At 58.6% G+C, this 23,882-nt stretch carries 20 protein-coding genes and 1 pseudogene; all 21 read right to left on the reverse strand.

Translation table 11 applies throughout. From position 1 onward, the window contains the following. Positions 1 to 957 (reverse strand): acyltransferase (locus J5M71_RS01570; RefSeq protein WP_207828990.1); only part of this gene is annotated, 957 nt, incomplete at its 3' end. Between the two features lie 149 nt (positions 958 to 1,106). Beyond that, entirely contained in the window at positions 1,107 to 3,062 is a 1,956-nt protein-coding gene (locus tag J5M71_RS01575; protein WP_207828992.1) for an acyltransferase family protein, read from the reverse strand. 760 nt (positions 3,063 to 3,822) lie between these two features. Next, entirely contained in the window at positions 3,823 to 4,701 is an 879-nt protein-coding gene (locus J5M71_RS01580) for an SGNH/GDSL hydrolase family protein (RefSeq protein WP_207828994.1), read from the reverse strand. A gap of 566 nt (positions 4,702 to 5,267) precedes the next feature. After that, positions 5,268 to 6,149: a glucose-1-phosphate thymidylyltransferase RfbA gene (gene rfbA, locus J5M71_RS01585; RefSeq protein ID WP_207829540.1), complete on the reverse strand. Its 882-nt coding sequence runs from the start codon at positions 6,147 to 6,149 to the stop codon at positions 5,268 to 5,270. A 5-nt stretch (positions 6,150 to 6,154) separates the two neighbouring features. Continuing rightward, the gene (gene rfbD, locus J5M71_RS01590) at positions 6,155 to 7,051 is read right to left on the reverse strand and encodes a dTDP-4-dehydrorhamnose reductase (RefSeq protein ID WP_207828996.1); all 897 of its coding nucleotides are present in this window, start codon (positions 7,049 to 7,051) and stop codon (positions 6,155 to 6,157) included. Further along, a complete protein-coding gene (gene rfbB / locus J5M71_RS01595) occupies positions 7,048 to 8,118 on the reverse strand; it encodes a dTDP-glucose 4,6-dehydratase (RefSeq protein ID WP_207829006.1) in 1,071 nt (356 codons plus the stop codon). Before rfbB ends, rfbD begins: the two co-directional genes overlap by 4 nt. A 99-nt stretch (positions 8,119 to 8,217) precedes the next feature. Further along, positions 8,218 to 10,215, reverse strand: coding sequence for a nucleoside-diphosphate sugar epimerase/dehydratase (locus tag J5M71_RS01600; RefSeq protein ID WP_207829008.1), 1,998 nt, complete (start codon positions 10,213 to 10,215; stop codon positions 8,218 to 8,220). Between the two features lie 58 nt (positions 10,216 to 10,273). Next, positions 10,274 to 11,287 carry a glycosyltransferase family 4 protein gene (locus J5M71_RS01605; RefSeq protein ID WP_207829011.1) on the reverse strand — a complete coding sequence of 338 codons (1,014 nt, stop codon included), beginning with the start codon at positions 11,285 to 11,287 and terminating at the stop codon, positions 10,274 to 10,276. After that, positions 11,284 to 12,273, reverse strand: coding sequence for an SDR family oxidoreductase (locus tag J5M71_RS01610; protein ID WP_207829014.1), 990 nt, complete (start codon positions 12,271 to 12,273; stop codon positions 11,284 to 11,286). The genes J5M71_RS01605 and J5M71_RS01610 overlap by 4 nt, the downstream gene beginning before the upstream one ends. Continuing rightward, positions 12,273 to 13,382: a DUF1972 domain-containing protein gene (locus J5M71_RS01615; protein ID WP_087501553.1), complete on the reverse strand. Its 1,110-nt coding sequence runs from the start codon at positions 13,380 to 13,382 to the stop codon at positions 12,273 to 12,275. The genes J5M71_RS01610 and J5M71_RS01615 overlap by 1 nt, the downstream gene beginning before the upstream one ends. Further along, positions 13,372 to 14,463: a glycosyltransferase family 4 protein gene (locus tag J5M71_RS01620; protein WP_207829017.1), complete on the reverse strand. Its 1,092-nt coding sequence runs from the start codon at positions 14,461 to 14,463 to the stop codon at positions 13,372 to 13,374. The genes J5M71_RS01615 and J5M71_RS01620 overlap by 11 nt, the downstream gene beginning before the upstream one ends. Continuing rightward, the gene (locus J5M71_RS01625) at positions 14,460 to 15,167 is read right to left on the reverse strand and encodes an acyltransferase (RefSeq protein ID WP_063911631.1); all 708 of its coding nucleotides are present in this window, start codon (positions 15,165 to 15,167) and stop codon (positions 14,460 to 14,462) included. Before J5M71_RS01625 ends, J5M71_RS01620 begins: the two co-directional genes overlap by 4 nt. Continuing rightward, positions 15,164 to 16,012: a hypothetical protein gene (locus tag J5M71_RS01630; protein WP_207829019.1), complete on the reverse strand. Its 849-nt coding sequence runs from the start codon at positions 16,010 to 16,012 to the stop codon at positions 15,164 to 15,166. Before J5M71_RS01630 ends, J5M71_RS01625 begins: the two co-directional genes overlap by 4 nt. Beyond that, entirely contained in the window at positions 15,972 to 17,237 is a 1,266-nt protein-coding gene (locus tag J5M71_RS01635; protein WP_207829022.1) for a hypothetical protein, read from the reverse strand. The genes J5M71_RS01630 and J5M71_RS01635 overlap by 41 nt, the downstream gene beginning before the upstream one ends. 2 nt (positions 17,238 to 17,239) lie before the next feature. Continuing rightward, entirely contained in the window at positions 17,240 to 18,673 is a 1,434-nt protein-coding gene (locus J5M71_RS01640) for a hypothetical protein (protein ID WP_207829030.1), read from the reverse strand. Between the two features lie 3 nt (positions 18,674 to 18,676). After that, a complete protein-coding gene (locus J5M71_RS01645) occupies positions 18,677 to 19,948 on the reverse strand; it encodes an O-antigen translocase (RefSeq protein ID WP_207829033.1) in 1,272 nt (423 codons plus the stop codon). Between the two features lie 9 nt (positions 19,949 to 19,957). Then, the gene (locus J5M71_RS01650) at positions 19,958 to 21,064 is read right to left on the reverse strand and encodes a DegT/DnrJ/EryC1/StrS family aminotransferase (protein ID WP_207829035.1); all 1,107 of its coding nucleotides are present in this window, start codon (positions 21,062 to 21,064) and stop codon (positions 19,958 to 19,960) included. Next, positions 21,057 to 21,527: an acyltransferase gene (locus tag J5M71_RS01655; RefSeq protein ID WP_207829037.1), complete on the reverse strand. Its 471-nt coding sequence runs from the start codon at positions 21,525 to 21,527 to the stop codon at positions 21,057 to 21,059. Before J5M71_RS01655 ends, J5M71_RS01650 begins: the two co-directional genes overlap by 8 nt. After that, positions 21,520 to 21,918 (reverse strand): FdtA/QdtA family cupin domain-containing protein, encoded by a 399-nt coding sequence (locus tag J5M71_RS29185; RefSeq protein ID WP_243434041.1) that lies wholly within the window; start codon positions 21,916 to 21,918, stop codon positions 21,520 to 21,522. The genes J5M71_RS01655 and J5M71_RS29185 overlap by 8 nt, the downstream gene beginning before the upstream one ends. 33 nt (positions 21,919 to 21,951) lie before the next feature. Further along, a pseudogene (gene rfbC, locus J5M71_RS29190) lies at positions 21,952 to 22,491 on the reverse strand (dTDP-4-dehydrorhamnose 3,5-epimerase); the annotation flags it as partial. A 130-nt stretch (positions 22,492 to 22,621) separates the two neighbouring features. Beyond that, entirely contained in the window at positions 22,622 to 23,668 is a 1,047-nt protein-coding gene (locus J5M71_RS01665) for a Wzz/FepE/Etk N-terminal domain-containing protein (protein ID WP_207829041.1), read from the reverse strand. Between the last annotated feature and the right edge of the window lie 214 nt (positions 23,669 to 23,882).

Here is a 23,882-nt window from a genome sequence, read left to right on the forward strand (position 1 = left end):
CAGTAGATCCGGCTCCCCCATTGCGTATCGATAGAACGCCAATACCGGCCAATGCCACAAATAGAGAGAGAATGAGACCAGTCCGATAGCGACTATCGGACGCAAGGAAAACAGTTTACCAATGACTGTAGGGCCGAATGTACCAGCTGCAATAAGCAGCGCAACACCGATTGTAGGCAATATCGAGATGAGGCCAGGGAAACCGTTCGACTCCCGGATCGTTACCAAAGACCAGACTACAATCACAAGGCCGATAACAGCCATAAGCTCAGCATAAATCCGCTGAATTTTGTAATTGCTGTTCTGGCATATGAAATAGGTGACTGCCCCAATCAACAGTTCACCAGCACGCGAAGGCAACATATAATATGCAAACTTCTGATCAGCAGCCAAGTTTAGTTGCCCGCAGATGAAAGATGCTATTGCCACAAGCACTGCAACAATTACCAGCCAATGCCTCCCCCCCCAAGCAAATGCAATGAATAGGCAAGCGGGCCACAGCAAATAGAACTGTTCCTCAACGCCTAAGGACCACATATGAAGCAACGGAACCATATCTGAAGACGCTGCAAAGTAACTTACGTCCAAATACTTCCAAAAATATACATTTGCCACCGATAAAAGAGAGGCAAGTGCTGATCCTGACAGATCATTTACGTCAGCTGGCAACATCAGAGCAATACCGGCCAACAAGGTAACGAAGATCATGAAAGCAGTGGCGGGGAAAATACGCCTGATTCTTCGCAAATAAAAATCTGTAAACCTGAACTCCCCTGCAGATAGTTGTCTCGCTACGATCCCTGTGATCAGGTATCCAGAAATCACAAAGAAAACATCAACCCCTACAAAGCCGCCTGGCAACCATTGCTTGTTGAAGTGAAATATCACGACTGCCAATACGGCAAGGGCCCTCAATCCATCAATATCTGGACGATAGGCAATAATTTTGTTACTCATGAATTCCCTTTCGTAGGGCATTGCCCTTGGTCAGGTACGTAGGACGCGAGCATCGGAAACTCGCCTGTGAATGAACTACTGGGTAGGTAAACTGCGTTCATGCCATAGCTCTCTAGATAGAGGCGACCACTGGGCCGCCTCGTTGACCTCTATTTTTGAGAAATCAATCCAGGCATATTTTTCTCGGCAACCGATATCCGCCCAATCTGCTCTGACCCGGCCATGCTCAAGTGACCCAGGTCAAAATAGATGGGCTTTCCTCGCAAATAGGCAGAGCATGTACCGTTGGTACAGACATAGTTTCTCAGCGTAAAGGTCTTGACGTTATTGTACTTTCCAGCAATAGCAATAATCTGGTCGTTTATTTCAGTCTCACCGGTATCGGCATACACGCCTCGTGCTGCACAATCGACCCCAGGGATCTTAATGGCTTTGAGATCACACGACCTATCATATTCCTTAAAGATCGGTACTTTCAGCCCGATTATGATATTTTTCCCGGTAGCTGACAGTTCCTTAACAAGCCCTTCAATGTCTTCCACATAGTTTTTTGTTCTGTATTTATAGCCTTCCCAATCAGCACTAACAATTAGCGTATCATAATTACCAGAATTCTCTCTGACCAACGAGTTAAATTTCTGGCAAGAATCTCGACTAGCCACCTTCACATACGGGCGACTTTTTTCTCCAGAAAATGGCACACAAGAATCATGCGCAATATTGCGCATAGTGACACCTTGATTTTCTGCAATTACCTTCCAGTAACCAACGTAATGGGCAGAATTAGAATCACCAAAAATCAAAACACGTGGTTTTTTATCGCCAGGACCGATAAGGCATCGATCCAAATTTATCAGATTGGCATCATAACGTGAAGTTTGGCAATTATATTCGTAGCGGTATGCAGCCTTAGTCTGATTAAAATGTTCAGTCACTTTGGCATGATAGCCCTCTGGCGAGAGTTCTCTTACCAAGCCTTTTGTGCCGATGGCGTAATAAGATACGGAAACAGTCAAAACAGCCATCAGAGCGACCGCAAAACCTTTAAGGTTTACGACCCGTTTTGCTGGACGCCTGAATGGAACTTCAACCAGATAATAAGAAATCAACGTCGCTGCGATTAGCAACGCAGCACAGACAATATACCCGGAGCCCGCCGGCTGACCGTATGCATAGCGATAGAATGCCAAGATCGGCCAGTGCCACAGATACAGAGAAAATGATACAAGCCCAATAAACACCAGAGGCCGCAATGATAACAATGAGCTCACAACGTTATTACCAACTGCGCCCGCAAAAATAACACAAGCTACTCCTACTACTGGCAATAACGAAATAACTCCCGGGAAGCCACCTGCCTCACTTATAAATGCAATTGACAAACCAACTGCAGCTATACCGACTAGCGCCAGCACTTGAGCGACATTTTTATTGACACGACCTTTCCAGGTTTCACTTGCAAAAAAAGCAAGCGCACCAATCAACAGTTCACCAGCTCGAGAAGGAAGCATATAATAGGCAAACTTTGGATCGGAGACCAGTTTGCTTTCACCATACAGAACAGATGCTAAGGATATCAGCAGCGCAGCCGAAACGATTCCCTTCCGCCCTCCGATCTTGTACAAAACGAGTAGCAAGGCTGGCCAGACAAGATAAAACTGTTCCTCTACACCTAGCGACCACATGTGCAGCAATGGCACCATGTCAGAAGATGCTGCAAAATAGCTCACATCCAGATATTTCCAGAAGTAAATATTTGCAACCGAAAAAGTGGATGCGATTGCCGAGGAAGCCAGATCCTTCGCATCCATGGGCACCATAAAGGCCAGCCCGAACAGCGCAGTAACAAAAATAAGGAAGAATGCAGCCGGAAGAATTCTTCGGACTCTTCGCATATAAAAGTCCACAAAGGAAAACTCTCCCCCTGAAACTTCCTTCAAGATGATACCCGTGATTAAATATCCTGAAATCACGAAAAATATATCGACACCAACAAAACCACCAGGCAGCCAATGTTTGTTAAAGTGAAATATCACTACCGCTAATACCGCCAGAGCCCGTAATCCATCTATGTCTGGACGGTAGGACATTTTCTTGACTTGCATCTCTAAATTCCCTGTCATGGGCCCCGTGAAGAAACTGCGAATGATACCGTTTTGCTAGCGTTTGCGAACTTTTTTTTGATCAGACTGCTCAATTTTTCTCACAAAAAAGTCATACTGATGATGCTTTGCCCATCCTGAAGCGGCTATCTCAAGCTATTCAGGGATGCTCGTATGACCTGCAGCAAACTCATATGGTACCGGAGACGATACTCAAATGCCGCGCAAAGCCGGGGAGCCTGCCGAGGGTGAAACCAGGGTTGTTTGCTCCATGGGTATCAAGACCATTGATCCATCTACCTAAGACCTCCAGGCTCTGCGTGAATGCGACTGCAGGGCAAACCAAGGCATGTGATTGCAGAGCTTTTCGCCAAAAGGCACAGGATAATGCTCAGTCAACGGTTGACGCTCGATGAAATACCGTGCCAGAGCGCTTTGGCGCCTGAACGATCAGATGCCTATACGGTTGCATCTCCAGGAGCAGGCAAGCCGGGCCTCATCAGGTGGAAAAAGGCCCCGAGAGCATACTGATCACCGTCCTGGCTTCCCTTGGCTACCTGACAGCAAAAATCCATCTGCTTTGTGAGGTCAACGGTACGTCCTTTAGCTTTGTACCTCTTGGAGAGGATGCCAGTGATAAGGATAAAGCTACGCCCTGTAACTACCAGACGACATCTTTGTAATGACGTACCTCACCACATTTTTCTTCAAGCACCCAGACAATCCAAGCCTTAATAATAGGGCGCAGCATGCACCCTTACATTTACGCCAACTCTATTGCTGATATTATATTCCCGGCAATTACTGAATGACCTTTAACGTTTGGGTGACTCCCATCACTCACGTGTGCCTTGAGATCAAGACCGTCAAACAATGCATAGTTATCAATAAAATCAACTCGGCAATTTTTTGCCACTGCAAGAACAGCCTCTCTCACCACTCCCATATTAAACAAATATTTTCCAGACGCCTCTACAGTTGATGGATTTGCACACATTAAAATCACATCAGCCTTATCATTAATCTGGGAAACAAGACGCTCCAAATTGGCCGCTAACTCGCTACCGCTTTTCGGATTCCGGCGATCGACAATTCGGTCATTGGTCCCCAGCTGCACAAATACAAAATTGTCGTCGGGAAGCAAAGCAAAATTGTCTTCATCAGAAGCAACTAAATTACGGGCCATATAGCTGGTAGTGCTTGCTCCGTTGATGCCTTGGTTGCTGATGCGCACCGCTTTATTAGTGCCCCCATCAAGAAACTCCACCACGGATTGCCCAGAGGGCGATGTAGGCCAATTAGACAATTTCACCGACGCGCTTGGTACAAATTTATTACCAATGAAGCGCTTGACATTATTGACATAGCTTTCACTCGAAAAATTGTCTCTAGGATCAGACAATGTACCGTTTCGAGGATCCGGATTAGGACCTTGCCGAGTGCCTGTACCCCAGGTTATTGAATCCCCAATAAACGTGATACCAGTCATAGCCTGATTGGGATTGGTAAGGGCAGCTTTAAGCCTGCGAAGTTGCCCACCATTAAAGTGAACCAGTCGATCGTTAAATAGCGATCCAAGCCCTCGATAGGCCGGATATGCTGCTGCAAGAGCTGCAACTGTTAAAAAGCTTCGTCTATTCACCGATCTTTCCCTGTAAAAATTAGCGATTGTACCGGGATATCTTGACGAACTGAAATAGAAAACCCGCTGTAAGGTGCGCTCACGAGGTGCGTTCAAAGGAGCTTATGAACGTTACGGGCATCAGGTGCAGCGCCCGAGGATTAAGTGGAAAACCGAACTAGGTTTGCCCACTTTGGTCGAGCGTTCAAAAACCGCCGTTGTAAGATTTTGGACGCATGTATGACTGGTAGAAAGAAGGCAGCCGAATCCTCATGTGTTTCGACAAGCTAGGGTTTATACGAAGCGTCGCTGAACGGCGATCAGGCCAGGTGAAACAGGCGAGGGACGGCTGGGCTCGCGCACGACAAATGAGAATTCGGAGCCTATTTTCAACGCAGCATGATCGTCGCGTAGGCACTTTTCGTACAAACCTAGCAAAAGGTTACGCCACCATGACTCCGCTGGCTTGTACCATGCGATACATGCGACGCATTTTTAGGAGTATGGCCAAGAAAGACAACGCCTCCCAACAAGAACCTACCGCCCCCCTCAAGGTCCGATAGCTCAAAGGCTGAGCTCACCCCCTCTCAATAAACTCTATCCTGCACCAACCTCTTCAAATACTGCCCATACCCATTCTTGGCCAACGGCTCAGCCAGCTTCAGCAACTGCTCCGCCCCAATCCACCCCTGCCTGTACGCCACCTCTTCCGGGCAAGCCACCTTCAACCCCTGCCGGCGTTCGATGGTCGCAATATACCCGCTAGCCTCCAGCAACGAATCATGCGTCCCGGTATCCAGCCAGGCATACCCGCGCCCCATGATCTCCACCGACAAGCGGTTCTGCTCCAGGTACACCCGGTTCAGATCGGTAATCTCCAACTCGCCCCGCGCAGACGGCTTGATGCCTTTGGCAATCTCGACCACGTCCTTGTCGTAGAAGTACAGCCCGGTCACGGCATAGCTGGACTTCGGCTTGGCCGGTTTTTCTTCCAGGCTGATCGCCTTGCCCTGGTCATCGAACTCCACCACACCGTAACGCTCGGGGTCGTGCACGTGGTAGGCGAACACGCTGGCACCTTCGCCGCGGTCCATGGCGTTGCGCAGCAGTTGCTGGAAGTCGTGGCCGTAATAGATGTTGTCGCCCAGCACCAGCGCCGACAGGTCGTTGCCGATGAAGTCTTCACCAATCAGGAAGGCCTGTGCCAGACCGTCTGGCGAGGCCTGCACGGCGTAGCTGATGTTGATGCCCCACTGGTGGCCGTCGCCCAGCAGTTGCTCGAAACGGGGGGTATCTTGCGGGGTGGAAATGATCAGGATGTCCTGGATACCCGCCAGCATCAGGGTAGTCAGCGGGTAATAGATCATCGGTTTGTCGTACACCGGCAGCAGTTGCTTGGAAATTGCCAGGGTCGCCGGATGCAGACGGGTACCCGACCCGCCCGCCAGAATGATGCCTTTACGCTTCATAGTGGTCATTTCTCGTGTATTTCCGTAAGCATGCGAGCCACACCCAGGCGCCAGTCTGGCAGGGTCAGGGCAAAGGCTTTCTGCAGTTTATGGGTGTCCAGACGCGAATTGGCCGGCCGCTTGGCCGGGGTCGGGTAGGCATCGGTGGTCAACGGGTTGACCTGTTCGGCATGGGCTTTCAAGGGCATACCCAGGGCCTCTGCCTGCTCCAGCACGTAACGGGCGTAGCCGCACCAGGTGGTTTCGCCGGCCGCCGCCAGGTGGTACAGCCCGGCCAAGGCCGGGTCGCGGCGGGTAGCGGTGATGGCGTGGGCGGTGATGTCGGCGATCAGTTCGGCACCGGTCGGGGCGCCGTGCTGGTCGTCGATCACACCCAGGCTTTCGCGCTCCGCAGCCAGGCGCAGCATGGTCTTGGCGAAGTTGTTGCCGCGTGCGGCATACACCCAGCAGGTGCGGAAGATCAGGTGCCGGCAACCGGCAGCCTGGATGGCCTGTTCGCCGGCCAGCTTGCTTTCGCCATAGGCATTCAGCGGGCCGACGGCGTCGTCTTCGCGCCAGGCCTGGGTGCCCTGCCCCGGGAACACGTAGTCGGTGGAGTAATGCACCAGCAGTGCCCCGCAATCGGCAGCAGCACGGGCCAGCACGCCGACAGCGTCGGCGTTTACCTTGAAGGCTTGCTCGCGGTCGCTTTCCGCCTTGTCCACGGCGGTGTAGGCGGCGGCGTTGACGATTACATCGGGGGTGTAGGCACGCACGGTTTCAGCCAGGGCCGGCAGGTTGGCCAGGTCGCCGCAGTGTGCCTGGCTGCGGGAATTCAGCGCCAGCACCTGGCCCAACGGGGCCAGGCTGCGTTGCAGTTCCCAGCCTACCTGGCCGTCCTTGCCCAGTAGCAGAATCTTCATGCCGAGCGCCCTGCGTAGTTTTTCTCGACCCAGTCGCGGTAGCTGCCGGACTGTACGTTCTGCACCCATTCCTGGTTGTCGAGGTACCAGGCCACGGTCTTGCGAATGCCGGTTTCGAAGGTTTCGGCAGGCTTCCATCCCAGTTCGCGCTCGAGCTTGCGGGCGTCGATGGCGTAGCGGCGGTCATGGCCGGGGCGGTCGGTCACGTAGGTGATCTGTTCGGCGTAGGGCTTGCCGTCGGCGCGGGGGCGCAGTTCGTCCAGCAGGGCACACACGCGGTTGACGATCTCCAGGTTGGGCTTTTCGTTCCAGCCGCCCACGTTGTACACCTCGCCGGTTTTACCGGCTTCCAGCACGCGGCGGATGGCGCTGCAGTGGTCCTTGACGTACAGCCAGTCACGGATCTGCTGGCCGTCGCCATACACCGGCAGCGGCTTGCCGGCCAGCGCGTTGACGATCATCAGCGGGATGAGCTTTTCCGGGAAGTGGTACGGGCCGTAGTTGTTCGAGCAGTTGGTGGTCAGCACCGGCAGGCCGTAGGTATGGTGATACGAGCGCACCAGATGGTCGCTGGCGGCTTTGCTGGCCGAGTACGGGCTGTTGGGCTGGTACTGGTGGGTTTCGGTGAAGGCCGGTTCGTCGGCGGCCAGCGAGCCATACACTTCGTCGGTGGACACATGCAGGAAGCGGAACGCCTGGCGCGCCTGTTCGTCCAGGCCGCCCCAGTAGGCGCGCACGGCTTCCAGCAGGCGGAAGGTGCCGACGATGTTGGTTTCAATGAAGTCTTCCGGGCCGTGGATCGAGCGGTCCACGTGGGACTCGGCAGCAAAGTTGACGATCGCGCGCGGCTGGTGCTCCGCGAGCAGGCGGGCAACCAGTTCGGAGTCGCCAATATCGCCATGTACGAAGATATGGCGCTTGTCGCCCTGCAGGCTGCTCAGGGTTTGCAGGTTGCCTGCGTAGGTGAGTTTGTCGAGGTTGACCACGGGCTCGTCATTGCCGGCCAGCCAATCCAGCACGAAGTTCGCGCCAATGAAGCCCGCACCACCAGTTACCAGAATAGTCATCGTTCAGTTCTTCCCAATTCCCGCGTTCAAACTTCACAACGCTTGAAGTTCATGTGGGCGTTGCACCGCCGGCAACGCCTGTTGTTATGGGTGCAGCGCTCAGGGCTCCATGCGCCGGCGCTGGTACAGCCAATCCACAATATCCCCACCTGGTACATAACCGCTTACGGTGTCACGCAGCAGCTGGCGCACGGTGGCAAAGTCATCCTCCGCAGTCGCCGCGCGCAGGGCGTCAAGGCGCTGCTTAAGCACATCCCAGGGCAGGTAGTCCTCGTGAGCGCTCATGATCATGGGGTGGCGGGTGGCAATCACGTTGTCGCCGATCAGCAGTTCTTCGTACAACTTCTCGCCCGGGCGCAGGCCGGTGAAGTTGATGGCGATGTCACCCAGCGGGTTGCGCTCGGAGCGGATGCTGAAGCCGGACAGGTGAATCATCTTTTCCGCCAGTTCCACAATTTTCACCGGCTCGCCCATGTCCAGCACGAACACATCACCGCCCTGCCCCATGGAGCCGGCCTGGATCACCAGCTGCGCGGCCTCGGGGATGGTCATGAAGTAGCGGGTGATTTTCGGGTGGGTCACGGTCAGCGGCCCACCGGCCTTGATCTGCTTGTGGAACAGCGGAATGACCGAGCCCGACGAGCCCAGCACGTTGCCGAAGCGCACCATGGTGAAGCGGGTCTTGTTCACCTGCGAGACATTGCCGGTATCGCCCATCAGTACCGGCGCCACCTCGCGGCTAAGGGCCTGCAGCACCATTTCGGCCAGGCGCTTGGTACTGCCCATCACGTTGGTCGGGCGCACGGCCTTGTCGGTGGAAATAAGCACGAAGTTGGCAACGCCGGCCTGCAGCGCTGCCTGGGCGGTGTACAGGGTACCGAACACGTTGTTCGACAGGCCTTCGGCGATGTTGTGCTCGACAATTGGCACGTGCTTGTAGGCTGCGGCGTGGTACACGGTGTCCACCTGCCAGGCGCGCATCACGTCAAGCATCTTGGCCTGGTCGCGTACCGAGCCGAGGATGGGGATCAACTGCACAGCCAGGCCTTCTCGGATAATGCGCTGTTCCAGTTCGCCGGCAATGGTGTACAGGTTGAATTCGCTATGTTCGAACAACAGCAGGGTGCGCGGCGCCTGCCCAAGGATCTGGCGGCACAGTTCGGAGCCGATCGAGCCGCCGGCACCGGTCACCATCACCGTCTGGTCGATGATGCAGTGTTGCAGCAGGTCGCCTTGCGCCGGCACCGCGTCGCGGCCCAGCAGGTCGGCAATGTCCACTTCCTGGATGTCGTCCACCTTGACCCGGCCGCTGGCCAGGTCCATGAAGCCGGGCACACTGCGCACGTGCAGCGGGTAGCCCTCCAGCAAGTTGAGGATTTCGCGGCGGCGGCTGCGGCTGACCGAGGGTAACGCCAGCAGGATTTCTTCGGCGCCTGTGTCGTCGATCATGCGCTGCAGCTGTTCCGGCTGGTAAACCTGCAGGCCGGCAATCACCCGATCGGTGATGCTGGCATCGTCGTCGATGAAGGCGACCGGGCGCATGGCCTTGCCCATGCGCAGCGCCGCCACCAGCTGGTTACCGGCCGAGCCGGCACCATAGATGGCCACCCGTGGCAGGCCGTCGTCACGGTTGGCAAAAGGCACGTGCTGCACGGCAGTGGCGAACCAGTCACCGAGGAAGTACTGGCGCATGGCCAGGCGCAGGCCGCCGACCATGATCAGGCTCAGCCACCAGTAGTTGAAGGTGATCGAGCGCGGCACCACGTTCTGGTGGTTGCTGGCCCAGTAGATGATGAAGCCGAGGATCAGTGCCGACAGGGTCACGGCCTTGATGATGGCGATCAGTGCATCATTGCCGAAATAGCGCATCACCGCCCGGTACAGGCCAAAGCGGATGAACAGCGGAATCGAGATGATCGGTGCCGTGATGAACAGCCAGGTGTGGTCACGGACAGGGTTGGCCAGGTCATCGATACCCAGGCGTACGACAAACGCCAGCCACAGCGCAAACCAGACCAGAATGACATCAGTCGCTACCTGGATCGCCCGCTTGTGGCGCCGAGGTAGTCCAAGCAGTCTTGAGCGCAGCTTATCCATAGAACCTCTGAGAGCTTTACAAAGTGACATGTCTAGCGTCTTCTTTCTATCACTCTAGCTAGTGTTCGAGTTCGCCGGCGCGCCAGCGCACGGCCAGAAATGCCAATGGCAGGTAGGCGATGATCACGCCCCACACGCCGTCCAGACCAAGCAACAGCACGCACAGGGCTATCGGCAGCAGCCAGAACAGGTTGAGCGCGGCTACCGCCAGAGTCACCGGCAGGTGCTTGCCGTAGTGGCGCGAGGCGAACTGGTAGGCGTGGCTGCGGTGCGCTTCGTACACCTTGTCACCGCGCAGCAGGCGGCGGATCAGGGTGAAGGTGGCGTCGACCACGAACACGCCCAGCAGAATCAGCCAGCACCAGAACAGCTGTGGCGCGGCCCAGGCCGCCTGCAGCGACAGGCCAGCCAGCACGATGCCAAGAAAGCCGCTGCCGGCGTCACCCATGAAGATCCTGGCCGGCGGGAAGTTCCAGAACAGGAAGCCGAACGTGGCCGCAGCCAGCAACAGTGGCAGCGCCATCAGTTGCGGCGCACCGGCCAGGGCCGAGAGCAGCACCATGCCCAGGCAGGCGGTCACCGCTTCGACGCTGGCGATGCCGTCGATGCCGTCCATGAAGTTATACAGGTTGAGCATCCACACACAGTAGAGCGCGGCCAGGATGTAGCCGAACCACTGCAGGTCCAGGGTAAAGCCGAACACCTGCAGCGGCGCCAGGCCGCCCAGCCAGTACAGCATCCAGGCGGCTGCGGCGAAGTGGCCGAGCAGGCGCCAGCGGGCGGCGATGTGGCCGTGGTCGTCCATGAAGCCGATTACCGCGATCAGTGCCCCTGCCCCGCCGATGGCGACCAGCGCCGGCAGCGGCACCGCACCGGCCAGGCCCAGTAGCGGCAGACAGCCCAGAAAGCTCAGCACAATGGCCACACCGCCACCCCGTGGGGTGGGCACGGTGTGCGAACTGCGCGCGTTGGGCACGTCGATGATCTGCTTGTTCAGGGCGTAGCGCCGCAGCGCTGCGGTCAAAAGCAGGGATGCCCCCGCGACCAGGGGAATAAGCCACCATGCCGTCATTTGTCTTGCTCTTTCAAAAAGTTGAGTGCCGTGGCCCGCAGTGCCTGGTCGACATCCAGCGGGGGCTGCCAGCCCAGCAGTTCACGGGTTTTGCCAATGTCTACCTGCAGCGAACCGCACAGGCGCTGGGCCAGCCCGCCCTTGCCGGCCAAGGTGGCCGCGCCCTTCAACCAGGCGGCGGGCACAGGCAGCAATCTGGCTGGCTTGCCCAGCGCCTTGCCCAGCCGTTGCAGCAGTTCGGTGGTGGACAGGTCGTGGCCATCGCTGGCCAGAAAGGTCTGGTTGGCGGCGGCCGGGTGGTCGATGCAGGTCACCAGCAGGTCCACCAGGTTGTCCAGCGCCACCAGGCTGCGTTGGTTGTGGATGGCACCAAACGGCAGCGGCACGCCTTTGCTCAGCCAGTTCATCATGCTGCGGAAGTTGGCTTTCACGCCCGGGCCATACACCAGCACCGGGCGCACGATCACCACTTCCAGCCCGGTTTCAACCGCCTGTTGGCGCAGGCCGTCTTCGGCCTCGCGCTTGGAGATGCCGTACGGGTCCGAAGGCGCGGGGGCCTCATCGGCGGTGAAGGGCCGGCGGCCGTCAGTGGTTTCGCCGTTGACCTTCACCGAGCTTACAAAAATGAAGCGCCGCACGCCGGCCTGGACAGCGGCCCGGGCCAGGCTCAGGGTGCCTTCCACGTTTACCCGACGGAATTCGGCCAGCGGGTCGGCGGCGGTTTCCTGCATCACATGCACGCGGGAGGCCAGGTGGATCACGGTGTCGACCTGCTCGAAATGCCCGGACGCCACCTCTACCGCCGCCAACTCGCTGAATGGCCGGTAATCGACACCAGCCAGCCGCTGGCCGGGCGACTGCCGCACCAGTGCGCGCGGTGCCCAGCGTGTGTCCGCAGCAAGACGCTGCAGCAACACCTTGCCGACAAAACCGCTACCGCCGGTGACCAGGATACTCGGCCGTTGCACGTTGCCTTGCCCGGCCATCAGCCTCTCCCCGCCCGGCCCAGCAGGCGGGTGAACACGCTGCGGTATTGGTCTGCCACAACCGACCAGCGGTAACGGCGGTTGGCAATTTCGTGCAGGCGCGCAGACAGTTGCGCACGGGCGCCCTCATCGGCAAACAGTGCCTGGGCGTGGTTGCGCAGCGAGGTGCTGTCGGCAAAGTAAAGCGCCTGGTCTTCGGTGGTGGCGCGGTTGAACGACACATCGAAGGCTACCACCGGCAGGCCCAGCCACATGGCTTCGACCAGCGAAGGGTTGGTGCCGCCGGCACTGTGGCCATGCAGGTACACCGTGGCATTGCTGCGCAGCGGGCTCAGTTGCTCCACGTCGTAGATCGGGTCCAGCAGGTGAATATTGCTTACCCCTTCGTATTGCTTGCGCAGTTGCACGCCATATTCGCTGTGATTCCAGTTGCCAATGATCGCCAGCGGCATGCCAGAGCCGGCGAAGGCCTCGAGAATGACATGGATGTTGTTCTCCGGCTCTATGCGGCACACCGTAAAGGCATAGGGCGCACCAAGGAACGGGTAAGCCTGGCGGGCTTGCTCGGTTGGCTCACCCGCCCGCGCCTGGTCGCCACCATAGGCAATCAGTTCGCTGGGCTTGTTGTATTCGGCGGTCACGTATTCCTGCAGCACCTTGTTGTCGGTGATGACCGCATGGGCAAAACGCACGGCCACCGCTTCGGACAACTTCAGGAACCAACGGGCAAAGTTGGACCATTTGGCGCGCTTCCACTCGTAGCCGTCGATGTTCACCACGATCGGCTTGCGGGTCAGCAGGCGCATGAACGGCAGGGCAATGCAGCCGGAAACCCCCAGAATCAGCATCAGGTCATGCTTGCGGTAGGCGTGCAGCATACTCAGCACATCGTACGGGATGCTTTGCACGCCATTGGCCTTGAGGTTCAGGTAGACCAGGCGGGCACGCTCGAAAAACTTCGGGCGCTGGGGGTAATGGGGCGCACTGCAATAAACAGTGAGTTCGCAGTCACCCGGCAGGTTGCGCACCAATTGTTCGGTCAGTGTTTCCCAACCACCGTATTGAGCAGGTAAACCTACCGTGCCAATCACTGCAATCTTATAGGTCATCAAACACCATCACGATATTTTTCTGGAAGTTGGCAGTGGAAAACTCACTCGCTTTCCTGCGTGCGCGCTCGGACAGTGCCAGGCACGCCTGTGAGTCCTGCGACAGGCGCGCAACGGTGCGCACCAGTTGTTCATGGTTCTTCGAATCGATCTGGTAGCCCTCTACCCCGTCGCTGACCAGTTCGACCGGGCCACCTACCGGGGGCACGATGGTCGGGATGCCGAAGGCCATCGCCTCGAGAATGGTCAGGCCAAAGGTTTCGACCCAGCCATCCACATGGGACAGGTTCAGCACCAGGCTGGCATTGCGGTAGAACTTCGCTACCTCGGCACTGGCCGGGCTGAGCATGAGGTTTTGCGGCAGCGCCTTGCCGGCGAAGTAGGCGTCCACTTCCTGCGGGCTGGCGTTGAGCACCAAGGTGAACTTCAGCACAGGGTGCGCGGCCAGTGCCGTGGCCAGGGCGACGAACTCGTCCACTCCCTTGTAGCCCTTCAACGACGCCAGCATCAGCACATTGAAGCGGCCGTCGTGCAAGGGCTGGTACGGCGTGGCCATCGCCTGCTGCTGGAAGCCCTCGGCCAAGCCGTTGTAAACGGTTACCGCCGGCACGCCGGCGACACCCTCTTGTACCTGCAAGTATTTCGACACGTAGACCACCTTGCTGGCACAGCCGGCAATCACCCGGCGCAGGAACGCCTTGAGCAGCGCAGGCCGGATGGAGGTTTCGTGCACGTGGTAAACCACCTTGGCACCGCGCAAACGGGCGGCCAGGGCGGCACCAAAGGGCAGCATGGTGTTCACCAGCACGACCGACCCCGGCCGCACCTGGCGCAACAGGCTGAAGAACAGCGCCACCTGTGAGCCGGCATACGCCAGCAAGGTCAGCCAGCGGTTGTCGAAGCGCTTGTAGGCAAACTTGCAGGTGCGTACCTGCAGTTCATCGAGCACGCCGTGGCCGCTGCTGCCTACATGCAGGGTGCAGTCGGCGCCATGTTGCTGCAGCGCGGTGATGGTCTGGTTCAATACCCGGGGGCTACCGCTGTAGTCATTCAGCAGATGGACAAAGTGCAACGTTTTCATGCCACCCCTTCTTCCGCTACGCGCGCCTTGATGAACTTGGCCGGCACGCCGCCATATATCGAATTCTTGCGGTAAACGCCCGCAGCCACCACCGCCCCTGCAGCGAACACGCAGCCGTCTTCGATCACCGCGCCATCGAGCACGGTCACCTTGGCACCGATCCAGCAGTTGCGTCCCACCTTGATGCCCTGGCGGCTCACACCCTGCAGACGGATGGGTTGCAGCGGGTCTTCGAAGTTGTGGTTTTCCGAATGGAAGCTGACGAAGTTGCCGATGATGGTGTCACTGCCAATCTCGATGCCGCCGGCGCAGCCCAGGAAGCAGCCAGCACCCAGGCCGACGTTGTCGCCAATCACCAGGCCCTTGCCGATGTTGGCCAGGCTGCCGGTGCACTCGATGATGATGTGCTTGTTGAGCGACACGGCGGTGCCGAAGCGGATGCCGTCATTGGACAAGGCATCGACGAAACAGCCCTGGTCGATGACCAGCCCCGGGCCGTACTCGATCTTGCCCACTTCCTTAAGGGTTACCCCCGAGCCGATGAACGCCAGGCGCCGCCGGCGCAGGCGGATCACGCCGCGGCAGGCCATCAGCAGCTTGGTCACGAACAGCCCCAGCAGGTAGCCCGACGAGATGCGCCGGTCGACCACCAATGGGCGCTTTTTAACCAGCAGCACCAGCTTTTCGAGCAAGGCATGCATCATTTCACGGCCCTCACCTGGGTAAACAAGGCCTTGACGAAGGCCGGACGGCGGTAAGCCACCGCTTTGCGAATGGCCGCATAGACCAGGTACAGGTCAAGCAGGCCGCGCTCCAGCAGGCCGTGGGAATGGAAGCTGATACGCAGCCCGTGGATCATTTCCTCGAAGCGGAACAAGGCACGCTCGGGGGTATCGGCGCTGTGCTCGGACAGGTCGTGGGCAATTTCCACATCCAGCACGCAGGCCTTGGGGAAATACCCCTCGTAACGGATGAAAAAGTCGGTATCGGTGGCATAGAAACGCAACCGCTCGTCATAGAACGGCGTCATGCGCTGGAAGCACTCGCGGGTGAAGATCAGGCCGCTGTTGATGCCCAGCAGGTTCTTCGAATCCACCAGGCCGGCGGCCACGTTGGGCGTGAGGCGGCCCATGAACAGCCAGCGCTTGCCGGGGCTGACCAGTTGCCCATGGCTGACCAGCCGGGGCATGAACACGCCCACCTGGTCGCCCCCCGCCGCCAGGCGCACCTGGCCGATCTGCGCCAGGCAGCTGGACAGGCGGATGTTCGAGTAGTTGGTATCGTCGTCCGAGATCATGAACAGGTCGACCCCAGCGGCAAACGCCTGTTCGGCAACCTGGTTGTAGACCACCGAAAGCCGCTGGTTGTCCGCCTCGTACCAGCGCACCCCCGGGCACGGCTGCGCCACGCCGGGGGAGTTGTTCCAGACGTACAGCTGCAGGTCGATACCCTCGTCACGCAGCAGCGCCTGCTGCGCGAGTAGTGACTGCAGGGCAATCGAGTCATGGCTAGCTTTCCGATACAGAACGATCAGGACTGCCAGGCTCAACTTTTGTTCTTCTGTTTTCACCAATGATCACCATCACCACGATCGCGAAAATGTAGAGGACAACACTGTTCGTATAGGACTGGAAAAAGAACGAGCTCAGGAAGAACGGGTAGCTGGCAATCACGAAATTGCCCAGGCCGTTTTTCCAGGAGCTGGCATGGGCCCTGTCCCGGACGACGATCGTCACCAGCTTGTGATACCAAAGGATCAACCCGGCCATGATCAGCAGGCCGACCCAACCACAGGTGGCCAGCAGGTTGAGCCAGAATGAATCGAACCAGTGCGGCTGGCCCGGGCCCACCGCGCCAAAGCCATAACCCATGGGGTGCGTGCTCAGCACCTCATACATGTGCAGCCACTGGCGCTCGCGGTCCAGCGCCGACAAATCCTGGGTGTAGCCCATCGACAGGTATACGAAAATCGCCACGGTCAGGCCAACGAACTGCAAATAACCCAACAGCGAGATCAACCAGGCCGTGCGCAGTACCCGGGCCGCCACCAGCATCGTGCAGATGCACACCAGGCCGATCATGGCCGTGCGTACCGAACCGATCACAACCAGCCCGCACAGCAGCAGGAAAGCGGCACTCAGCAGCAGGCGCCGGATCAACGACCAGTTGCGCCCACTGAGCAACACAGCCAGGGTCATGGCGGCGGTGTTGAGGATTACTGCAGAAAATTCCAGCGTGCCGGTAAAGAAGCCGGAAACCCGCGGCAGCCCGTCACGCATCGAGTTGTACGGTTGCAGTTCATAGCCTTTGGCGGTAAGCAGCGGCCAGTACCAGAATTGCTCGGCCGAGGCTATGGTCAGGTACTGGTACAACGCATACACGCCGGTGAGGATGCTCATTGCCAGCACCGACCAGTACACATGGCGCAGCTTCTTCTCGGTCGACACCGCCTGGGCCCAGATGGCCACCGCCATACCGACGAACACCGGCACGGCCAATGCACGGAACATGCGCACCGACGATGCGCTCAGGTCGCCGAACAGCAGGTACAGGAAGGCAAAGAACAGCACGACCAGCAACCACCGCCCGACTTCGAGGTTGACCATGCCACGTGCCGTGACGCTGGCCAGTGCCCGCAGCAACAGCCCCGAGATCATCAGCAGGCTGATCATTTCTCGCCAACCGGCAAACACACTGCCCAGCCCCAGCGTCAACACGACGAAGTCGCTGAAGAACAGCAGGCAGAACAGCACGCCGATAAAGATCCTGATCACACTCACCCTCGCGCTCTGGTCAGCCTGGCCAGCCGGAACAGCGTGACCTTGATCAAGAGCTTGATTCTCGGCACCCAGGCGTAGGAAAGCAGAGTTCGCAGCGCCAGGTTCGTGTCTATGCGGCACAGGGCGTCGAAAACATCCGTAGGGATCATGCTAGTGACCTTACCTGTCGGTTTCATGAAATCGAGGTTGCCCGTCCACGGCAACATGGCTGCCAGTTCGTTCTCACTGAATTCGCCCCGCTCGATGCAGGCCAGGTAACGCGCTTTCACCGCCTCCACCGAGTTGACCCGCTGCACCGCCTCCACCACCGGGGCACTGGGCCGGGGCTGTGCGATGCTGGCCAGCAGCTGGTCGACACTGGCCACCTTCAGGCTGTCTGCGGGGGAGTAGCCCTGGATCGGCGCAACCAGCCCCACGCAACGCCGGCCCTTGAGCAACTGCTCGGCGAACGCCGTGCCACCGGGCACAGGGTAGCTGTCCAGGTAGAAGTCGGCCTTTTCCGCAAAGGCCAGGTAGTCCTTGTACGGCAGGTGGCGGCGGATGAAGAAACGCCTGGGGTAGCGCAGCTTCACTGTCCACCACCAAGTGTTGGTCAGGGGGTTGGCGCCGATGATCCAGCACTCGGCATTGGGGAAGCGCTCGAGAATCGCCGTGATCGACGGGCGCATGTCCAGGCCGCCGTGGGGCTTGTACTTGGCTGCCGAGGCAGCGCTGAACACCTTGATCCGCTCGTGAGTGGGCACGGCATTCGGCACTTTGGCGCCGCTGGTCTCGATCGGGATCGCCAGGAAGCTCTTCTGGCAGGTGAGGTGCTTTTTCTTGTCCAGGTGGTGCCCGTAGGCGCTGATCTCGAAATACACATCGGCCACCGACGCGCCAAAGCTGAACACGTGGTCGGCATGGTTGACGAAATACACCGTCAGCGCAGCGCCACGCTGCTGCTTCAGCAGGCCGCAGGCGACGGTGGTGATGATGTCGTCCGGATGAATGTGCAGCACCACCTTGTCGTACTGGGCCAGGGTGTCGACGATGGACTGCAGGCGGGCGCACGGGTCATCGCCGCGCGCTACCTCGATATGGGCGAAATAGCCTGCCAGGCGTTCGAGCACCTGGGGCTTGGCGCTGCGCGCCACCAGCAGGTCCACAGGCCCCTCGTGCATGTGCGCCAGGCGCTCCATCAGCCGGGTGTGCCCGCCTTGCATATAGGGTTCGCTGACCACATGCAGGCAGCCGCGCGATACGCTGCTGGCAGCCGGCAGCGTAACCTGGCTGGCGCACTTGGCCACCAACTGGCGCTCCAGCGTGGCCGCTTCATAGATGTTCAGGTCCACGGCCCAGAGCAGCGCGCCATAGACTTGCGCCTGGGTCAAAGCCGGCCCCGGCGCTGCCTTCTGTATCCGTGCCTGCAGCTGCTCTACCACTTGCTTCATTGCTCAGCTCCGTGCCGAATCAGCGACAATCGACGACAAACGCCGGAAAACCGTGAAATACATGACGATCGCGTACAAAAGGTAATTGACTGCATAGGCCAGTGTGACCTTCTCGTACCCCCAGAGCTGCGTGAGGTACACCGTCAATGCGTACAGCGACAGGGTGGCGAGGATTTCCGTTACCAGGTACAGCCGCGTCAGGGCCTTGCCCAACATCAGGTAGGCCATCAGCCAGCTGGCGATCTTCAGGCTGTCGCCGACCATCTGCCAGGCGAACAGCTCGCGCATTGGCAGGAACGATTCGGAGAACAGCACCTGGATGATGAAGTCGCGCAGCAGGTAGATCACCAGCCCGGCGAGAATGGTCATGGGCAGGATCAGCTTGTAGCCTTGCAAAATTTCCCGGCGCAACTCGCCGGCATCTGCCAGTTCGGACAGCCGCGGCAGGTAATACACCGCCAGGGTGGTGGTGATCAGCATCAGATACGCCGAGCTCAGGCGCCACATGGCCTCCCAATAGCCGGCTTGCTCCCAGCCGAAGGTGTTGCCCAGGTAGTCCCGCAGGAACACATGGCAAACCGGCAGGGAGCAGGCCGTGACCACGGCCATCAGCGCGAACTTCGAGAGCCGGCTCAGAGCCTGCCGGTCCAGGCCACCAAAAAAGTCGGCCAGGTGGAACCAGGGTGTACGCATGCAGATAAGCAAGGTGGCCACAAAGCTCAACGACTGGTACACGGCCAGGGCCACCAGTGCGCCGTACAACCCCAACTGGATGGTCAACGCACAGGTGACGACCAGCGAAATCAGGCTACCAAGAATGTTGGCCAGCACATAGCGGGGCACATCCTTCTTGCCATTGAGTACCCCCAGCAACAACGAGTTGAAGGCAAAGAACACCAGGGTAGCGGCAAACCACAGCAGCACCGAAGCCAGCGATTCATCATTGAAGAACCAACTGGCCAAGGGTTTGCGCAGCACGATGATCAGCACCGCAAGCAGCAGCGACACCAGTACCGACAACGTACCGGCGGTTTTCCACACCTTGCGTTGTTCTTCGGGCTGTTCGGCAAACTCCGCCGTGTACTTGGTCACACCCGTGCTGACAGCACCGCTGGCCAGGGTGGTAAACATGGTCACCGCATTCTGCAGCTGGCCGATGGCCGCATACCCGGCCGGCCCTACGTACAGGGCCAGCACCTTGTTGAGGCCAAGCAAGGTGGCCATTCTTACCGCAACCGCTATGGCATTGAGCAGGCTAGTTCTGATCAGGGTCATACCTGGCACTCAAGGACGCGAAAAGCTGTTGCAGGCGTCAATGACGTGCTGGACTGAGGATGCAGTCAAGGTTGGATCCATGGGCAGGCTCAGCACCTGCTCATGCAGCCGCTCGGTCAGCGGCAGCGACAGGTCAGCCAGCTGCGGGTAGGCCTGCTGCCGGTGCGGCGGAATCGGGTAGTGCACCAGGGTCTGTACACCGTGCCGGGCCAGATGCTGCTGCAACTGTTCACGGCATTCACTGCGCACCACGAACAGGTGCCAGGCATGCTGGCCGGCAACGCCCGGGTCAGGCAACTGGATGGCCGGGTTGTCGATGCCGGCCAGGTACTGCTGTGCAACCTGCTGGCGCAAGCGGGTTTCTTCGTCCAGGTACGGCAGCTTCACGCTCAGCAGCGCAGCCTGCAGTTCGTCCAGGCGGCTGTTCACCCCTTGGTACATATTCATGTACTTCACGTGCGAGCCATAGTTGCGCAACGATTTCAGCGTCTCGGCCAGCGCATCGTCGTTGGTGGTGACCGCACCGGCGTCCCCCAGCGCCCCCAGGTTCTTGCCCGGGTAGAAGCTGAAGCCCGAGGCATCGCCCCAGGCACCCGCGCGACGCCCGTCCAGCTCGGCAGCGTGGGACTGGGCAGAGTCCTCCAGCACCAGCAGGCCATGCTGCCTGGCGAATGCGTTGATCGCTGGCATGTCGGCCAAACGCCCGTACAGGTGTACCGGCATGATCACCCGGGTACGCGGGGTAAGCGCCTGCGCCAGGTTATGGGCGCCCAGGTTGAAGCTGGCTTCATCGGGCTCCACCAGCACCGGCACCAGCTTGTTCTCGGTAATCGCGAGGATGGTAGCGATATAGGTGTTGGCAGGTACCAGCACCTCGTCGCCCTCGGCGATACGGCCCAGTTGTTTCCAGGCACGTAGGGTCAGTATCAGCGCATCCAGGCCGTTGGCCACGCCAATGCAGTGCTTTACACCGCAGTAGCTGGCGAACTGGGCTTCGAACTGCTTGAGCTTCTCGCCCATGATGTACCAGCCCGAGTCGATGACCTCGGTGCAGGCATCGATCAATGCCTGACGGTACTGCGCATTCACACCCTGCAGATCGAGAAACTTAACCATTGCGGTCTATCACCCTGATAATTTTTGCTGGATTGCCTACAACGACGGCATAAGGCGGGACGTTCTTGGTCACCACCGCCCCTGCCCCCACCATGGCGTACTCGCCTACGACAACGCCTGGCAGCAAGGTGGCATTGGCACCGATGCTGGCGCCGCGCTCCAGGGTAATGCCGTTGAACTGCTCCGGGTAAACCTTGGAACGTGGCATCGCGTCGTTGGTAAAGGTGGCATTGGGGCCGATGAACACATCATCGGCAATGCGGGTACCGTCCCACAGGTAAACGCCAGACTTGACCGTGACGTTATCGCCCAGCACCACATCGCCCTCAATCAGGGTATGCGCGCAGATGTTGCAATTACGCCCGACCTGCGCACCTTTCATGATCACGACAAACTGCCAGACCCGGGTGCCTTCGCCGATGGCGTCGCTTTTCACATCGGCCAGTTGATGAATGCTAGGCATCGCGCTTGAGCTCCGTGAACGTGGTGTAGTCACGAATGTAGTCGGACTCGTCGTAATGCGCGTCGGCCAGTACCAGCAGCACGCAATCCGGGCTGAAATCATGCATTTCGTGCCAGACCATGGGCGGAATCAGGATGCCCTTGTTGAAGGCGTCCAGCCAATGGTCGCTGCGGGTGGTACCGTCATCCATCAGCATCCGGCAGCGCCCGGACACGCAGATGGCCAGCTGGTTGAGCTCCTTGTGGGCGTGGAAGCCTCGGGAAACCCCGGGCAGCGTCTCGGTCAGGTAATACACCCGCTGGATGGCGAACGGTACGTTGTCCAGGGCTTGCAGGGCCACCAGCTGGCCGCGGTGGTCACCCAGTACCTTGAACAGTTCGATCTGGGCCAGGGCGCCTTCGTCGGCAGCACTGAGGTGGTGCCGGAACGATGGGGCCTGGTTGTCCTTTTCGCTGACGATAAGGCCATCGCGCATGGGCCAGTCGATCGCCAGGTCGGGGTCATCCCAGTGAATACTGCCTTCGGCCTCCTTGTTGTACACATCCGTGGTTTTGTACAGGAAGTGGGTGTCGTCCTCGAGGGCGATAAAACCGTGCGCAAACCCTTCGGGGATCCACAGCATGCGGTTGTTGCGTTCGCTCAGTTCCACTCCCACCCACTGCCCGAAGGTCGGGGAGCCCGGGCGGATATCGACAGCCACGTCATAGACCGCACCACGCACCACCCGCACCAGCTTGCCCTGGGCGTGCGGTGCGCGCTGGAAATGCAGCCCGCGCAAGACACCGCGGTGAGACATGGAATGGTTGTCCTGGACGAACGCACGGGGCTTGCTCAGGCCAAGCTCCAGCAATGCACCATGAAAGCGGGTCTCATTGAAGGTTTCCGTGAACCACCCGCGATCATCCTCATACACGGCGGGTTCCACTATGACTACATCGGGAATGTTCGTTTGAACAAGCTTCATCGGTAAACCTTTGGCATGATTTTTTGTCGGGGCCAGCCTGGCCAGCCCCCTTTATTACGGCAGTTTCACCGTTTGCACGGCAAATGTCTCGCGCAAAATGTGGCGGGCGCGCTGATGTTCATCTTCCGGGTCAGGCCCGGCGTCTTTGCAGATTTTGCAAGGCATATCTGAGGGTTGCAACCAGGCAACCCAGGCCAAGGCCAACAATCACACCCAGCGCAATGATCAAGTTGCGCCGGGGTTTAATCGGCACGTCCGGTTGTTCTATCGTGCCGTCAAGCTGATAAACACTAAAATTGCGCTTCGCGGCTACAAGCCCTTGGTAAAACTGCTGCCTTGTTTGCAGGTCACGAAGTTCAAGAATGAACGGATCTTCGCTTTTACGCTGCTGCAAATTACCAATTTCCGCAGCCAGCGCTTTGCTCCCGCGCATGTAAGTCAGTTCGCCGTCCATTTTCGACGACAACGCCTTGGAAACTTCGCCGTCTATCAGCGGTGGATTTTCCAGGCCAATCGCAGTTGCAATGCGCAATGCCTCTTGCAAGCGGGTGATCTTGTCTTCACGTTCCCGCTGGCCGTTCTCCCGCAGGTTGTCGAGTTCCAGTTGCAGCGCGCTGGCGCGGACCTCGGCCTCCTTGGTCGCATCGTGCAACAATTCGGCCTTGGCGGCGGTGCTGGCCTTGTCGACATAAGCCGCAGCCCACTCGGACGCCACAGCAGGGTCACGACCGCGGAAGGCCACGTAGGCCCGCGCCGGCTCACCCGCCATTTGCACCACGTCAAAAGAGCCATTGAACGCAGCATACAATGCGCCTTGTGCGCCCTGCCCCGGCGGCATGGAAGGCAAGTACACTTCCTTGAAAAACTGCCGGCGCAGGGTCTCACCGTTCAAATGTTCGACGAAGATATCAAAGACCTTGCGCGAGGTAAAAGGCTCGAGCCCGGTCTGGTTAGTGCGCCCATAGTTCAAGTCGGCAATATCACTGGACGAAGGCGCCGCCAGAAAAACTTTCGCCTCATAAACCGGCTTGGCCAACAGCGCATAAGCCAGTGCAACCGCAGTGACAGCAATCGTCACCAGAAAGATGAGAAGCTTTTGCCGCCATACCCCCTCCAGAAACTCCAACAAGTCAACTTCTTCACTATTGCTACTGCGGTGCTCAACGTCATTGCGCATTTCTTGGGTTTTTCCTTGGGTCTGACTGTGTGCACGGTTTCTGGTATACCAAAACAACACGAGCGACTGCATGGAAACTGGCAAAGACGCGCTCCCTCCCCAGTGTAGCGGCAATATGCCAATATCCAGCCCATCCAGCGTCGGGGTTAGCCGCAGTAGATAAACCACACCTGGATTAGTTCCCGCCTTGCGTCGGCCAGCACGCCTGGTCAGA

Origin of the sequence: Pseudomonas sp. 43(2021), from assembly GCF_017490805.1 — a bacterium.
In the GTDB taxonomy this organism is placed as follows: domain Bacteria; phylum Pseudomonadota; class Gammaproteobacteria; order Pseudomonadales; family Pseudomonadaceae; genus Aquipseudomonas.